This window comes from Streptomyces sp. NPDC059477, from assembly GCF_042749375.1.
In the GTDB taxonomy this organism is placed as follows: domain Bacteria; phylum Actinomycetota; class Actinomycetes; order Streptomycetales; family Streptomycetaceae; genus Streptomyces.
Window position 1 is genome coordinate 29905 of the sequence record NZ_JBHYUG010000011.1, and the last position, 14570, is coordinate 44474.

The window sequence follows — 14570 nt, forward strand, 5'->3', positions numbered from 1 at the left end:
GGGGCGGGATACTGGGGTCATGCGGTTGACGGTCTTCTGGGAGCGGATGGCGGAGCATTTCGGTACGGGGTACTCCGAAACCTTCGCGCGCGATCACGTCATGTCGGAGCTGGGCGGGCGGACCGTGCGCGAGGCGCTGGACGCCGGCTGGGAGACGAAGGACGTGTGGCGAGCGGTCTGTTTGGTCATGAACGTGCCACAGGACAAGCGCTGACCGGTCACGAAGATCGCAGGACCGTCCCCGATTGCCGGCGGCGTGGGCGAGACTTGCTCCGTGGCACCCACTGACGACACCGGGCACGCAGCCCCGCCCATATCCACGACCGGCCCGACGCCGCCCGCACGGCCCCCGGCCGGACGCGCCGCCGGGCCGAGCGCGCGCATGCCGCGCTGGCTGCCCCGTGCCATGGTGCTCGCGCTGACGCTCGTCGCCGTGTTCCAGCTCGGCAGCTGGGCCTTCCACGCGCTCACCGGGCTGCTGATCAACATCCTCATCGCGTTCTTCCTGGCCCTCGCCATCGAGCCCGCGGTGAGCTGGATGGCCTCGCGCGGGCTGCGGCGCGGACTGGCCACCGCGGCCGTCTTCCTGGGCGTGATGATCGTCGCCGCGGGCTTCGTCACGATGCTCGGCTCCCTGCTGGCCGGCCAGATCGTCAAGATGGTCGAGAGCTTTCCCGAGTACCTCGACTCCGTCATCAACTGGATCAACGCCCACTTCAACACCGAGCTGAAGCGGGTGGACGTCCAGGAGGGCCTGCTGAACTCCGACTGGCTGCGCGACTACGTGCAGAACAGCGCCACGGGAGTGCTGGACGTGTCCGCGCAGGTACTCGGCGGCCTGTTCCAGCTGCTGACGGTCACCCTGTTCTCGTTCTACTTCGCCGCCGACGGCCCCCGGCTGCGGCGCGCGATCTGCTCCGTCCTGCCGCCGTCCCGCCAGGCCGAGGTGCTGCGCGCCTGGGAGATCGCCGTCGACAAGACCGGCGGCTACATCTACTCGCGCGGCCTGATGGCGCTGATCTCCGGCGTCGCGCACTACATCCTGCTGGAGGCGCTGGGTGTGCCGTACGCGCCCGTGCTCGCCGTGTGGGTGGGCCTGGTGTCGCAGTTCATCCCCACCATCGGCACGTATCTCGCGGGCGCGCTGCCGATGCTGATCGCCTTCACCGAGGATCCCTGGTACGCGCTCTGGGTGCTGATCTTCGTCGTGATCTACCAGCAGTTCGAGAACTATGTGCTGCAACCGAAGCTGACCGCGAAGACGGTCGACATCCACCCCGCCGTGGCCTTCGGCTCGGTGATCGCGGGCACGGCGCTCCTCGGCGCCGTCGGCGCCCTGATAGCCATCCCCGCGGTGGCCACGCTCCAGGCGTTCCTGGGGGCGTATGTGAAGCGGTACGACGTCGCGGACGACGCGCGCGTGCAGGGCCACCGCAACCGCGCGCCACAGGCGAGCCTGTACGGGCGCGCGCGTGCGCTGTGGGAGCGACGGGCGACCGGGGCGCGGGACGGGCAGGACTCGCAGGACGTGCGGGACGGGTCGGGGGACCAGGGGACGCACGTGGGGCAGCAGGCCTCGGGGGAAGAAGGCTCGCGGGACGTGCGGGGCGGGGAGCTGGGGGATCGGAAGGGCTCGGGCGGCTGACGATCGGCGGCTCCGCGGGTCGGTGGGGTCGTAGCTTCACGGCTCTGCGGGGTCGGTGGCTCTGCGCGGCAGTGGGTCGGACAGGCGGGCGCGGGCGAAGGTTCTCCCGGGGCGGGAGCGTGTTCCAGGGGTGCGCCGGTGGGGCGGCCCGATGCGGGGGATGCCACGGGTCGGGACACGGCCGTACGCGGCCTTCGGAACGGCGCGGGAGGCGACGTACAGCTCGTCGACGTGGTCGGTGGTGAGGTAGCAGGCGGACCAGGAATCGGCCGGGACGACCGACTTGTGGCCGTAGAGCTGGAACGCGATCCCGTCGCCGCAGCAAAGCGCCGCGTACGGGTTGGGGCGGGTCTGCACCGGATCGACTATTGCCCTGAGTGGCCGGCGCCCGGTGTGCGGTGCCGCGAGCTTCCGTGATGTGGGTCTGTGCGTGGTGCGCTTGACACGTAAATCGAACATCCATTCTTATGGAGGCTCCGGGCGGCGCCCTTGGTGGGCGTTTCAGCCTGGTTCAGGTGGAAAAGGGCCCGAGTTATCCACAGGCCGGACCTGCGTCGGGACGCATTGTCAGTGGCAGGCGATAGCGTTTTTGACGTGAAGCGATCGACTCAAGCAAATCGGGTGGAACCCATGGCAGGAACCGACCGCGAGAAGGCTCTCGAAGCCGCTCTCGCACAGATTGAACGACAGTTCGGCAAGGGCGCGGTCATGCGCATGGGTGACCGGTCGAAGGAGCCCATCGAGGTCATCCCGACCGGGTCGACCGCGCTCGACGTGGCCCTCGGCGTCGGCGGACTGCCGCGCGGCCGGGTGATCGAGGTCTACGGACCGGAGTCCTCCGGCAAGACGACCCTGACCCTGCACGCGGTGGCCAACGCGCAGAAGGCCGGCGGCCAGGTCGCGTTCGTGGACGCGGAACACGCCCTCGACCCCGAGTACGCGCAGAAGCTCGGCGTCGACATCGACAACCTGATCCTGTCCCAGCCGGACAACGGCGAGCAGGCCCTGGAGATCGTGGACATGCTGGTCCGCTCCGGCGCCCTCGACCTCATCGTCATCGACTCCGTCGCCGCGCTCGTGCCGCGCGCGGAGATCGAGGGCGAGATGGGCGACAGCCACGTGGGCCTCCAGGCCCGGCTGATGAGCCAGGCCCTGCGGAAGATCACCAGCGCGCTCAACCAGTCCAAGACCACCGCGATCTTCATCAACCAGCTCCGCGAGAAGATCGGCGTGATGTTCGGCTCCCCGGAGACCACGACCGGTGGCCGCGCGCTGAAGTTCTACGCCTCGGTGCGGCTCGACATCCGCCGTATCGAGACGCTGAAGGACGGCACCGACGCGGTCGGCAACCGCACCCGGGTCAAGGTCGTCAAGAACAAGGTCGCGCCCCCCTTCAAGCAGGCCGAGTTCGACATCCTCTACGGCCATGGCATCAGCCGCGAGGGCGGTCTGATCGACATGGGCGTGGAGAACGGCTTCGTGCGCAAGGCCGGCGCCTGGTACACGTACGAGGGCGACCAGCTCGGCCAGGGCAAGGAGAACGCGCGCAACTTCCTGAAGGACAACCCCGATCTGGCCAACGAGATCGAGAAGAAGATCAAGGAGAAGCTGGGCGTCGGCGTGCGGCCCGTGGAGCCCACCGCCGAGCCGGGCGCGGACGCCGCGGTCACCGCCGCTCCGGTGGAGGATGCCAAGACGGTTCCGGCACCGGCGGTCAAGGCCGCCAAGACCAAGGCCCCGGCTGCCAAGAGCTGATCCGTGACACGGCGAACCGACTGGGCCGAGTACGCCCTGCCTGCCGACGGCCGGTTGGACGGGGGCGATCGGCCGGACCACGGTGACGGTGACCGGGCCGACGGTGGCGAGTGGGTCGAAGACGGCGTCCGTGCCGGAGACGACCGCTACGCCGGTGGTGGTGATGCGGGCGGTGGTCGCCTCGGGGGCGACCGGAGAGCGCGCGGTGAGGGCGGGTCACGCGGTGGGCGTGGGCGTCGTCGGCGTGGCTCCGCGGAGCCGTCCGACAGGGACGAAGGCGCCCCTTCCTCGTCGAGGGCCGAGGCGGGGGAGTCTTCAGGGGACCCGGCTGAGCGGGCACGGGCGATCTGCCTGCGTCTGCTCACCGGGACCCCGCGCACCCGCAAGCAGCTCGCCGACGCCCTGCGCAAGCGGGAGATCCCGGACGAGGTCGCGCAGGAGGTGCTGTCGCGGTTCGAGGAGGTCGGGCTGATCGACGACAGCGCGTTCGCGGACGCCTGGGTGGAGTCCCGGCACCACGGCCGAGGACTGGCCCGCCGCGCGCTCGCCCGGGAGCTGCGGACCAAGGGCGTCGACTCCGCGCTGATCGACGAGGCGGTCGGCCGGCTCGACGCCGAGCAGGAGGAGGCGACCGCGCGTGAGCTGGTCGCCCGCAAGCTGCGGGCCACCCGGGGGCTCGACCGGGACAAGCGGCTGCGCCGCCTCGCGGGGATGCTCGCGCGCAAGGGGTACTCCGAGGGGCTCGCCCTGCGGGTGGTACGGCAGGCGCTGGAAGAGGAGGGCGAGGAGACGGAGTTCCTGGGGGACGGGGAGTACTGAACCGGGGGAGAGCGCGTCGGTACCCGGGGAAAGAGGGGGCGGCGGGGTCTGGAGCACGGTGGTCGCGCGGGGGCGTCGATCGCGTTCGGGACCGGGCCGATGACGGGCTCTGCTTCCCGGCCCCGGGCCAGGGTGCCCCGGACTGCTTGGTCCAGGTGGTCGGGGCGGTTGGTGGTGAGGAGGGGGGTGTGGCGATCTGGCGATCTGGTTCCGCACGTACTACGAGGAGGAAGACCTGTGGCTGTACTTCGAGGCGGATGACGAGGGCTGGGCAGTGCGTCAGGTAGAGGTCCGGGGGAAGGACTCCCGGCCGGTGACGGCGGCCTCCCTGGCCGAGGTGCTGCACCTGCGTGATCATGCCGGTCCGGCGGCGACGGGCCGCTATGAACAGCGGTACGGCGTGCTCGCCGATGCCGTCCTGGAGGGCTGGCGGGACCAGCCTCGGGCGGCGGAGATCTCCGCGGAGGAGTTCGAGCGGCTGTGGGTCGAGGCCAGACGGGCCCTTGAGGCCCTTGAGCCTTCGGACTGACCTGGCTGGCTCGGGGGCGTGGCCCGGCCGCCGGGTTGCTTTCCGACTGGCCTGTACCGGTGTGCTCGTACCGGCAAACCTGTGCCAGCAAGCCTGTGCCGGTCGGGCCGTGCCGACCAGGTCGCGGAGAGCCGTGGGACGCCAGGCCGGAAAGGCTGGCGTCCCTGAGAAGCGGCTTGTGGGGTCAGCTGTCGGGTCGCGGTCGTCAGACAGCCGGATGCCAGACGCCAGGCAGGCGGATGCCGGACAGCCAGGCGCCGGAAAAAGGATCCCCGGCAGACAGTCGTCAGACAGCCGGATCCCGGAAGGGCAGGCATCGGAAGTCGGATTCCGGACAGACACACGTCCGGCAGTCGCCTGCGCGGCGGTCAGGCGCTCAGGCGGTCGCTATGACCGGGAGGCCCGCCGCTTTCCAGGCCTGGAAGCCGCCGACCAGGTCGGTGGCCCGGTACAGGCCCAGGCGGTGGAGGGACTCGGCGGCGAGGCTGGACGCGTAGCCCTCGTTGCAGAACACCACGACCCGCAGGTCATGGCCGGTGGCCTCGGGGAGACGGTGGCTGCCGTGGGGGTCGAGGCGCCACTCCAGTTCGTTGCGCTCGACGATCACCGCGCCGGGGACCAGGCCGTCCCGCTCGCGCAGGGCGGCGTAGCGGATGTCGACGAGGAGGACCTCGCCGGTCCGCGCCGCGTCGAACGCCGCATCGGGGCCGACGCGCTCGTAGCCGGTGCGGACCCGCTCCAGGAGTTCGTCGATGCCGACGGGGTGCTCGGCGTCGCCGCCGGTGCCCGTGCCGTCCGTGGTGGTCATCGTCGTCCCTCCGGTTCGTCGGTGTGCGGGGGCCGTTTCGGCGTATCGGTCACGGGCAGTGCGCTCACTGCCAGTCCTCGGGGCGTTCCACCTGCTCCAGGCGCAGTACCTGGCCGGTGCGGCTGTAGCGGCGGATGCGGGGGAGCGGGGGGTAGTAGGCGTGGACGGAGATGGCGTGCTGTTCGGCGGACTCGTTGAGCACCTCGTGGACATGGTGGTGACCGAAGGTGCGGCCCTTGCCGGCGGGCAGCCGGCGTTCACGGTCGATGCCGTCGGCCAGCTCCAGGGTGCGCCAGCCGTCGGTGGGGAGGCGGGCGGTGAGGGAGTGCTCCTTCAGCTCGCCCTGGGCGGTGAGGAAGGCGCCCACCGAGTCGGCGTGGTCGTGCCAGCCGGTGCCGGTGCCGGGGGGCCAGCCGATCAGCCATGCCTCGCTGCCACCGGGACCCTCCAGACGGACCCAGGTCCGGCCCTCCGGGTCGAGCGGCAGGGAGGCGATCAGGTCGGTGTCGGCGGCGGTACGGCGTACGAAGTCCAGGAGATCGGCCTGGGTCGGTCCGGCCGGGGGCGGGGCGGCGGGGGTGGAGACAGCGGGGGTGGGGGAGGCAGACAAGGGTGCACCGTCCTGATGAGTTCGCGGGAGCGCGCTGCGGCCTTCGGGCGGCGCGCGCGAGGAGTAAAGAAGCGAGTTCAGCAGGACGTGCGACACACGCAGCCCGCATAGCGGACGAGGTCCATATGGACCCTCCGCCACAGGTGCACACAGGTGTCGATCACGATTCGGAGTACACCACGCCGGTTTCTCGCAGGTCAACTGGCAGTCACTATGCGGACCGTGTGGTGGGACGGGGGGTGTCGGGGGGCTCTGGAGTGCTGGGGGAGGCTGCCCGGAGGCGGCGGTCCGGGGGCGGCCGGGCAGCCGGGCAGCCGACGGGAAGGGGCCGGAGCGGCGCGGGCGCCTCACCGCACCCCGGCCTCAGCCCCTTCCACGTCCGTGTCGGTGTCCGCCCCTGCCTTGGCGTCGTCCCGTGCCTTGGAGGCAGACCCTGCTTCGGAGCCGTCCCGTGCCTCGGAGCCGGAGCCGGAGCCGGAGCCGGCCCCCGACCCACGCCTCGGCGTGGCGCCGGACCCGGTCGCATCCCCCTCCGTGCCTCCGGAGCCCCGTACCGTGGCCTCCGCCGCCGCGTACAGGTCGGCCGGGCGGACTCCGCTCAGCGCGGTGACCAGGTGGCCGTCGGGGCGGATCAGCAGGACCGTGTGGGCGCCCGCTCCCGGGTAGCTCTCCGCGACCAGCAGCTCGGCGGGGTGGGGGAGGGCGGTCACGGCCGCCGCCAGACGGGGCATGATGCCCGCGGTGACCCAGTGGCGGCGCTCCCACACGCCCGTGCCCGGCGCGATCAGGACGACCAGCAGGGTGCCGTGCCCGAGGCGGTCGCGCAGCTGGACGAAGGAGCCGTCCTCGGCGGTCACGCGGACGTCCACGACCGGCGCTCCCGGGGGCGTGTCCACCGGGACCTCCGCCTGGAGGTGGCGGGGCGTGAGGGGCGAGTCGGTGTACCAGCCCGGCGCGCCGAGGGGGCCGCGCCCGAGGTGGGCGTCGGTGAGCAGCTGGTCGTGGCCGCGGGCCGCGCCGGGGACGTAGGCGCGCAGGCCACCGCCACCGCGCAGCAGCGGCAGGGCCTGGTCGGCGGCGCGCAGCCGGGCCGCGATCACCGCGCGCCGCTCGGCCTGGTAGCTGTCGAGCAGCGCTTCGTGCGGCCCGTGGTGCCAGGCCAGGGCCAGCTTCCAGGCGAGATTGTCGGCGTCGCGCAGGCTCTCGTCGAGCCCCTGGGTGCCGAAGGCGCCGAGCAGATGGGCCGCGTCGCCCGCCAGGAAGACCCGGCCGACCCGCCAGCGACGGGCCAGCCGGTGATGGACCGTGTGCACGCCGGTGTCCAGCAGGTCGTACGGCGGGGTCGACTCGCCGTCCGCCCAGCCGGCCAGGGTCTCCCGGATCAGGGACACCAGCAGCTCGGGGGTGACCAGGTCCTTGCCGGGCGGCAGCAGCCAGTCCAGGCGCCAGACGCCGTCCGGCAGCGGGCGTCCGGTCACCTCCCCGCCCGAGGGCCAGGACGTCCGCCACGGCGGCAGCCGATGGATCAATGCCTGGTCCGGCCACGGAAGTTCCGTGCGCAGCGCGGCCACGGCGTGACGTTGCACCGCCGTACGGCCCGGGAAGCGGATGTCCTGGAGTTTGCGCACGGTGGAACGAGGGCCGTCGCAGCCGACCAGGTAGCTGCCGCGCCACCAGGTCGCGCTGGGGCCGCGGGTGTGCGCGGTCACGCCCGTCGGCTCCTGCTCGATGGTGTCCAGGCGGCTCTCGGTGGCGAGCCGCACCAGCGGCTCGCGCGCGAGGGCGGCGCGCAGGGCGCCGGTCAGCAGATGCTGGGCGATGTGCAGCGGCGCCGGGCCCGCGCTCTCGGGGGCCTCGGCGTCGTCACGGCCGTCGCGGGCATCGCGGCCGTCCCGGGCAGCACGGGCGCCGCGCGCACCACGTCCGGCGCCCTCGCCGTCGTAGAACCCGCCACCGGGACCGCCACCACGACCCCCACCGGAACCACTACTGAATCCGCCACCGAATCCGTCGCCCGACCCGTCGCCGACGCCGTCCCCGGACCCACCGCCATGGAACCCACCGCCATGGAACCCGTCGCCGTGGAATTCGTCGCCATGGAACCCGTCGTCGAAAGTGATCTCGCGCATCACCTGTCTGCGCCGCATCGACCGCCATCCGGCCCAGTGGAGGCCGGCCCGGTCGAGGGGGATGCCGGTGAGCCGGTGCAGGAGGGCGGTGGTGTCCTCGCGGAGCACGACCGTGCGGGCCGGTCGTGGTTCGTCGGCGCCCGGGGACTCGTCCAGGACGACGCTCGGCACCTCCTGGCGGGCCAGTGCCAGGGCGAGCGTGAGCCCGACGGGCCCCGCGCCGACGATGATCACCGGGTCCACGGCGCGGCGCCCCCTGTGCGCAGTGGTGTCCGGGGGGACATATGTGAACAGAAGGTGGGAGCAGGGTGCACGATCACAGAACGTATGCAACCCATTGCCAGTGCCTGCGTCAAGTGACCCGGGGCAGTGGCGATCATGCCACTGCCCCGGTGTCCCTCAGGTCACCTGACCGTATGTCAGGACACTCACCGTCCCTTGAAGGTGAACCCGCCCTCGCCGCCGGTTCCGTAGGCGCCGCCCACGGCCGCCGGGTTGAGTTCGTCCGTGTCAGCGGGGCCGATGGCCGCCCCCGTGCTCCGCTTGCTCCGCCGCAGCCGCTTCTCCAGCCAGCTCGCGAAGCTGGTCAGGGCGAAGTTCACGACGATGTAGATGATCGCGACGATGATGAAGCTCGGGATGACGTTGGCGTAGTTGGCCGCCAGGGTGCCGCGCGCGTTCAGCAGATCGGTGAAGCCGAGCATCACGCCGCCGAGCGCCGTGTCCTTCACGATGACGACGAGCTGGCTGACGATGGCCGGGAGCATCACCGTGACGGCCTGCGGAAGCAGGATGAACGTCATCGTCTGGCCCTTGCGCAGGCCGATCGCCTGCGCGGCCTCGGCCTGGCCCTTGGGCAGGGAGAGGATGCCGGCCCGGACGATCTCGGCCAGCACCGAGGCGTTGTAGAGCACCAGGCCGGTGACGACCGCGTAGAGCGGCCGGTCGGCGCTGCTGACGTCCGTGTACCGGGCGTAGAACTCGTTGGCGAACAGCATCAGCAGCAGCACCGGGATGGCCCGGAAGAACTCCACCACCACGCCGGCCGGGCCCCGCACCCACTTGTGGTCCGACATCCGGGAGATGCCGAAGACCGCGCCCAGCGGCAGGGCGATGAGCATGGCGAGCCCGGCGGCGGTCAAGGTGTCGCCGAGACCGGGCAGCAGATACGTCGTCCACGCCGCGGACTCGGTGAACGGCTTCCACAGGGCCCACTCCAGCTGCCCCTTGTCGTCCAGGGTCCGCCAGACCCACCACAGCACCACGGCGAGCAGGGCGAAGAACACCACCGAGAAGATGATGTTGCGCCGCTTGGCCCGGGGGCCCGGGGCGTCGTAGAGGACGGAGGTCATCGCTTCACCGCCAGTCGCGTGCTCAGCCAGCCCAGGAACAGGCCGGTCGGAAGGGTCAGCACCACGAAACCGAAGGCGAAGACCGCGCCGATCAGCAGTGTCTGGGCCTCGTTCTCGATCATTTCCTTCATCAGCAGAGCGGCCTCGGCCACACCGATGGTGGCGGCCACGGTGGTGTTCTTGGTGAGCGCGATCAGTACGTTGGCCAGCGGGCCGATGACCGAGCGGAACGCCTGCGGCAGCACGATGAGGGTGAGCACCTGGATGAAGCTGAGCCCCAGCGCGCGTGCCGCTTCCGCCTGTCCCACCGGCACGGTGTTGATGCCGGAGCGCAGCGCCTCGCAGACGAACGCGGCGGTGTAGGCGAGGAGACCGAGGACGGCCAGCCGGAAGCCCTGGAGTTTGAAGTCGTCCGGCGCTCCCATCGTCACCCCGAAGATGTCGGCGAGGCCGAGCGAGGTGAAGACGATGATGACGGTGAGGGGGATGTTCCGGACGATGTTCACATAGGCGGTGGCGAAGCCCCGCATCAGCGGTACCGGACTGACCCGCATGCCCGCCAGCAGGGTGCCCCAGATCAGGGAGCCGATGGCCGAGAAGAAGGTGAGCTGCACCGTCACCCAGAAGGCGCCCAGCAGGCTCGGGTCGTCATAGTCAGAAAGAAAGTCGAACACGATCTCCCGCGCTTCCGGGTGTGTGACGTACGTGGCGGACCAGGCCCGCCGCCGCGGTGCGCACGGCGGCGGATCCGGGGAGTTCCGCGTCGGTCGCGGGCACCCGCGTCACACGCGGACACCCGCTCACTGGCGGGCCGCGCAGGGGTGTCCGGCGGCCCGCCGGCCGCGCAACGGCCCGAGGGCCTGCGAATCGACTACGAGACGATGTCGCCGATCTTCGGAGCGGGCTCGTTCTTGTAGTCGGCCGGGCCGAAGTTGTCCTGGACGGCCTTGTCCCAGGCGCCGTCGGTGACCATCTTCTCCAGCGCGGTGTTGATGCCGTTCAGGGTCTCGGTGTCGCCCTTCTGGACGCCGATGCCGTAGTTCTCGTTGCTCAGCTTGAGGCCGGCGAGCTTGAACTGGCCCTGGTACTGGTCCTGCGCGGCGAAGCCCGCGAGGATCGAGTCGTCGGTGGTCAGCGCGTCCACGGCACCGCTCTGGAGACCCGCGATGCACTCCGAGTACGTGCCGTACTCACGCAGCTGCGCGTCCGGCGCGATCTCGTCCTTGACGTTCTGCGCGGACGTCGAACCGGTCACCGAGCACAGCTTCTTGCCATTGAGGTCGGTGCCCTCGGCGATGTCCGAGTCCGCCTTGACCAGCAGGTCCTGGTGGGCCAGCAGATACGGGCCGGCGAAGTCGACCTTCTCCTTGCGCTCGTCGGTGATCGAGTAGGTGGCGACGATGAACTCGACGTCACCGCGCGAGAGGGCGTTCTCGCGGTCGGCGCTCTTGGTCTCGATCCACTCGATCTGGTCCGGCTCGTAGCCCAGCTCCCCGGCCACGTACGTCGCCACGTCCACGTCGAAGCCGGAGAAGTCCCCGCTGGGCTCCTTCAGGCCCAGACCGGGCTGGTCGTACTTGATGCCGACCTTGATCGTCTCGCTGCCGCCGGAGCCGGAGGGGGAGCTGCCCTCGTCGCTGCTGTCGTCGCTCCCACACGCCGTCGCGGTCAGGCTGAGGACGAGCGCGGTCGCTGCCGCTGCGGTGACCTTGCGGAGCTTCATGGTGAACATCCTTCGTCTGGTGAGGAGATGGTGACCTGGTGACCTGCGTCGTTTCGGGTGCCACGGTCCGGTCCGCCGGGGCCGCCGCGCGGGCGGCGGGGCGGCCGGGCCGCGCCGGTCAGTGGTGCAGGATCTTCGACAGGAAGTCCTTGGCGCGGTCGCTGCGAGGATTGCTGAAGAACTGATCGGGCGTCGCCTCTTCGACGATCCGGCCGTCCGCCATGAACACCACACGGTTGGCGGCCGAGCGGGCGAAGCCCATCTCATGGGTGACGACGATCATGGTCATGCCGTCGCGGGCGAGCTGCTGCATGACCTCCAGCACCTCGTTGATCATCTCCGGGTCGAGGGCCGAGGTCGGCTCGTCGAAGAGCATGACCTTCGGGTCCATCGCCAGCGCCCGCGCGATGGCGACCCGCTGCTGCTGGCCGCCGGAGAGCTGCGCGGGGTACTTGTCGGCCTGGTTCGCCACGCCCACCCGGTCGAGCAGCGCGCGCGCCTTCTCCTCCGCCGCGCGCTTGTCGGACCTGCGCACCTTGACCTGGCCGAGCGTCACGTTCTCCAGCACGGTCTTGTGCGCGAAGAGATTGAAGGACTGGAAGACCATGCCGACGTCCGCGCGGAGCCGGGCCAGCTCCTTGCCCTCATGGGGGAGCGGCTTTCCGTCGATCGTGATGGCGCCGGAGTCGATGGTCTCCAGACGGTTGATGGTGCGGCACAGGGTGGACTTGCCGGACCCGGAGGGCCCGATGACCACGACGACTTCGCCGCGGGCGATCGTCAGTTCGATGTCCTGGAGTACGTGCAACGCGCCGAAGTGCTTGTTGACGCTCCTCAGGACGACCAGTTCACCGCTCGCGGCCACAGCGTCCTTAACCACCGATACTTCGGTCATCGCTCACTGGCTCCGTCCTCCTCGGTTTCGGAGGACAGTAGCTACCCTGCGCAACCAGCGTCATTACATCTGAGCCGAATTTGAGTATCACGATCCGGTAGCGGTCCGACACGCCTCGTAGCAGAGCGGGCCCGAGCGCGTTTCGGCCGGGTAACGGTAGGAGTACTCCCGCGGAACCCCCTTGACGGCACTGTCGTCCATCCGCCTGACTGCGAGGGTGCACGCGCGCGTGCCTTTCGCATTCACGCGCGTGACGGGGGCCCTTCGGCCGAGGATCCGGCGGCCCGGATCTTTCTATCCGTCGAGACCGTACGTTCGATGAACCGGAGGAGGCCACGATGAGACTGCTCCTCGTCGAGGACGACAACCATGTGGCCGCCGCCCTGTCCGCGGTGCTCGCCCGGCACGGCTTCGACGTCACCCACGCGCGCAACGGCGAGGAGGCCCTCAAGGCCCTCGTCCCGGACAGCGCCGGTTTCGGGGTGGTCCTGCTCGACCTGGGCCTGCCCGACCAGGACGGCTACGAGGTGTGCGGCAAGATCCGTAAACGCAGCAGCGTCCCCGTGATCATGGTGACCGCGCGGTCGGACGTACGATCCCGTATCCACGGCCTCAACCTGGGCGCCGACGACTACGTGGTCAAGCCGTACGACACCGGTGAGCTGCTCGCCCGGATCCATGCCGTCAGCCGCCGTACCCCCCACGAGGACCCCACCGGGAGCGGCGGCGGCGGACTGCACCTCGGCCCGGTGCGGATCGAACTGCCCACCCGGCAGGTCACCGTGGACGGCACGGTGGTCCAGCTGACCCGCAAGGAGTTCGATCTGCTCGCCCTGCTCGCCCAGCGGCCCGGTGTGGTCTTCCGCCGGGAACAGATCATCAGCGAGGTGTGGCGCACCAGCTGGGAGGGGACCGGGCGCACCCTGGAGGTGCATGTCGCCTCGCTCCGCTCCAAGCTGCGCATGCCGGCGCTCATCGAGACCGTACGCGGCGTGGGCTACCGGCTCGTCGCCCCGGCCGCCTAGCGGGGGCACGTGCGCACACGGCTTCTCCCGCTGCTCATCGTCCTGATGGCGGCCGTGCTGCTCGCCCTGGGCGTGCCGCTCGCCGTCAGCACGGCCTCCGCCGAGCAGCAGAAGGTGGTCGTCGACCGGATCGACGACACGGCGTTCTTCGCGGCCGTCGCCCAGTTCGTCTCCCCCCTGCCGCTGACCACGGACCAGCGCCAGGAGACGCTGGAGAGCGAACTCGACAGCTACCACAAGGTGTACGGCATCCGTGTCGGCGTCTTCTACAACAACAAGGACTCCATGGCGCACGCGCCCGGGGACTGGACCCTGCCCGAGACGGGCGAGGTGCGCGCGGCCTTCGACGAGGCGCTGCTCAGCCGGCGCAGCGACGATCCGGAGCAGGTGTGGCCCTGGCAGAGCGGACGGCTCGTCGTCGCCTCGCCGGTGATCCGGGACGGCGATGTCGTCGCCGTCGTGGTCACCGACTCGCCGACCGGCCAGCTGCGTTCACGGATCCTGCGGTCCTGGGCGGTCATCGCCACGGGCCTGCTCGCCGCGATGCTGGTGGCCGTCGGCGCCGCGCTGCGGCTGACCGGCTGGGTGCTTCGGCCCGTACGGGTCCTGGACGCCACGACCCACGACATCGCCACCGGGCGGCTGAAGTCCCGGGTCGCGGTGGCCGGGGGGCCGCCGGAACTCAGACGGCTGGCCCGGTCGTTCAACGAGATGGCGGACAACGTCGAGGAGGTGCTGGAGCAGCAGCGCGCCTTCGTCGCCGACGCCTCGCACCAGCTGCGCAACCCCCTCGCCGCGCTGCTGCTGCGGATCGAACTGCTCGCCCTCGAACTGCCGGAGGGCAACGCGGAGATCGCCTCGGTCCAGACCGAGGGCAAGCGCCTGGCCCAGGTGCTGGACGATCTGCTCGGCCTCGCCCTCGCCGAGCACACCGAGGCCGACCTGCGGCTGACCGACATCGGCGCGCTCACCGCCGAGCGCGTCGCGGCCTGGACACCCACGGCCGACGCCCATGGGGTGCTGCTCAGCGGGGACTGCCCGGCCACCACCGGCTGGGCCGACCCCGTCACGCTCTCCAGCGCGCTGGACGCGGTGATCGACAACGCGCTGAAGTTCACCCCGGCCGGCGAGGCCGTCACCGTCACCGTGGCCTCCCACGGCGACACCGTGACCGTCGTCGTCGCCCCCCCCCGCCCCCCGCGGTCCGCCGGGGAACAGCCCCCCGCGCGCGCGCCGGAGCTGCCCCCAGGCCCCGCCCCGAAACAGCAATCCACCCCCCG

General features: G+C 70.9%; 16 protein-coding genes. 7 read left to right on the top strand and 9 right to left on the bottom strand.

The window, feature by feature from the left end; all coding sequences use genetic code 11:
- Positions 1 to 19: 19 nt before the first annotated feature.
- Positions 20 to 214: a DUF3046 domain-containing protein gene (locus ACFXAZ_RS08195; RefSeq protein WP_382692666.1), complete on the top strand. Its 195-nt coding sequence runs from the start codon at positions 20 to 22 to the stop codon at positions 212 to 214.
- A gap of 60 nt (positions 215 to 274) precedes the next feature.
- Positions 275 to 1645 (top strand): AI-2E family transporter, encoded by a 1371-nt coding sequence (locus ACFXAZ_RS08200; RefSeq protein WP_384586563.1) that lies wholly within the window; start codon positions 275 to 277, stop codon positions 1643 to 1645.
- A gap of 36 nt (positions 1646 to 1681) precedes the next feature.
- On the opposite strand, the gene ACFXAZ_RS08205 is transcribed toward ACFXAZ_RS08200, so the two are convergent.
- A complete protein-coding gene (locus tag ACFXAZ_RS08205) occupies positions 1682 to 2002 on the bottom strand; it encodes a hypothetical protein (RefSeq protein ID WP_384586565.1) in 321 nt (106 codons plus the stop codon).
- Between the two features lie 273 nt (positions 2003 to 2275).
- On the opposite strand from ACFXAZ_RS08205, the gene recA reads away from it, so the two are divergent.
- From recA to ACFXAZ_RS08220, 3 genes are all read left to right on the top strand, one after another.
- Complete coding sequence (gene recA / locus ACFXAZ_RS08210; RefSeq protein WP_384586567.1) at positions 2276 to 3400, top strand: recombinase RecA; 1125 nt, start codon at positions 2276 to 2278, stop codon at positions 3398 to 3400.
- 3 nt (positions 3401 to 3403) lie between these two features.
- The gene (gene recX / locus ACFXAZ_RS08215) at positions 3404 to 4219 is read left to right on the top strand and encodes a recombination regulator RecX (protein ID WP_384586569.1); all 816 of its coding nucleotides are present in this window, start codon (positions 3404 to 3406) and stop codon (positions 4217 to 4219) included.
- 313 nt (positions 4220 to 4532) lie between these two features.
- Positions 4533 to 4748: a hypothetical protein gene (locus tag ACFXAZ_RS08220; protein ID WP_384586571.1), complete on the top strand. Its 216-nt coding sequence runs from the start codon at positions 4533 to 4535 to the stop codon at positions 4746 to 4748.
- A gap of 376 nt (positions 4749 to 5124) precedes the next feature.
- On the opposite strand, the gene ACFXAZ_RS08225 is transcribed toward ACFXAZ_RS08220, so the two are convergent.
- The 8 genes from ACFXAZ_RS08225 to ACFXAZ_RS08260 form a co-directional block, all read right to left on the bottom strand.
- A complete protein-coding gene (locus tag ACFXAZ_RS08225; RefSeq protein WP_384586573.1) occupies positions 5125 to 5556 on the bottom strand; it encodes a rhodanese-like domain-containing protein in 432 nt (143 codons plus the stop codon).
- Between the two features lie 64 nt (positions 5557 to 5620).
- Positions 5621 to 6166 carry a cysteine dioxygenase gene (locus ACFXAZ_RS08230; RefSeq protein ID WP_384586575.1) on the bottom strand — a complete coding sequence of 182 codons (546 nt, stop codon included), beginning with the start codon at positions 6164 to 6166 and terminating at the stop codon, positions 5621 to 5623.
- Between the two features lie 77 nt (positions 6167 to 6243).
- On the bottom strand, positions 6244 to 6291 hold the full coding sequence (locus tag ACFXAZ_RS08235; protein ID WP_365319592.1) for a hypothetical protein: 48 nt from the start codon (positions 6289 to 6291) through the stop codon (positions 6244 to 6246).
- Positions 6292 to 6513: 222 nt separating this feature from the next.
- Positions 6514 to 8538 (bottom strand): FAD-dependent monooxygenase, encoded by a 2025-nt coding sequence (locus ACFXAZ_RS08240; protein WP_384586577.1) that lies wholly within the window; start codon positions 8536 to 8538, stop codon positions 6514 to 6516.
- Positions 8539 to 8723: 185 nt separating this feature from the next.
- Positions 8724 to 9647, bottom strand: coding sequence for an amino acid ABC transporter permease (locus ACFXAZ_RS08245; RefSeq protein ID WP_384586579.1), 924 nt, complete (start codon positions 9645 to 9647; stop codon positions 8724 to 8726).
- Entirely contained in the window at positions 9644 to 10321 is a 678-nt protein-coding gene (locus ACFXAZ_RS08250) for an amino acid ABC transporter permease (protein WP_384586581.1), read from the bottom strand. Before ACFXAZ_RS08250 ends, ACFXAZ_RS08245 begins: the two co-directional genes overlap by 4 nt.
- Positions 10322 to 10518: 197 nt before the next feature.
- A complete protein-coding gene (locus ACFXAZ_RS08255; RefSeq protein WP_384586583.1) occupies positions 10519 to 11370 on the bottom strand; it encodes a glutamate ABC transporter substrate-binding protein in 852 nt (283 codons plus the stop codon).
- 118 nt (positions 11371 to 11488) lie between these two features.
- A complete protein-coding gene (locus ACFXAZ_RS08260) occupies positions 11489 to 12265 on the bottom strand; it encodes an amino acid ABC transporter ATP-binding protein (RefSeq protein ID WP_384586585.1) in 777 nt (258 codons plus the stop codon).
- A 338-nt stretch (positions 12266 to 12603) separates the two neighbouring features.
- Between ACFXAZ_RS08260 and ACFXAZ_RS08265 the strand changes: the two genes are divergently transcribed.
- Both ACFXAZ_RS08265 and ACFXAZ_RS08270 read left to right on the top strand, forming a co-directional pair.
- A complete protein-coding gene (locus tag ACFXAZ_RS08265) occupies positions 12604 to 13290 on the top strand; it encodes a response regulator transcription factor (protein WP_384586587.1) in 687 nt (228 codons plus the stop codon).
- A gap of 9 nt (positions 13291 to 13299) precedes the next feature.
- Positions 13300 to 14570: HAMP domain-containing protein (locus tag ACFXAZ_RS08270; protein WP_384586589.1), on the top strand; the 1271-nt coding region annotated here is incomplete at its 3' end.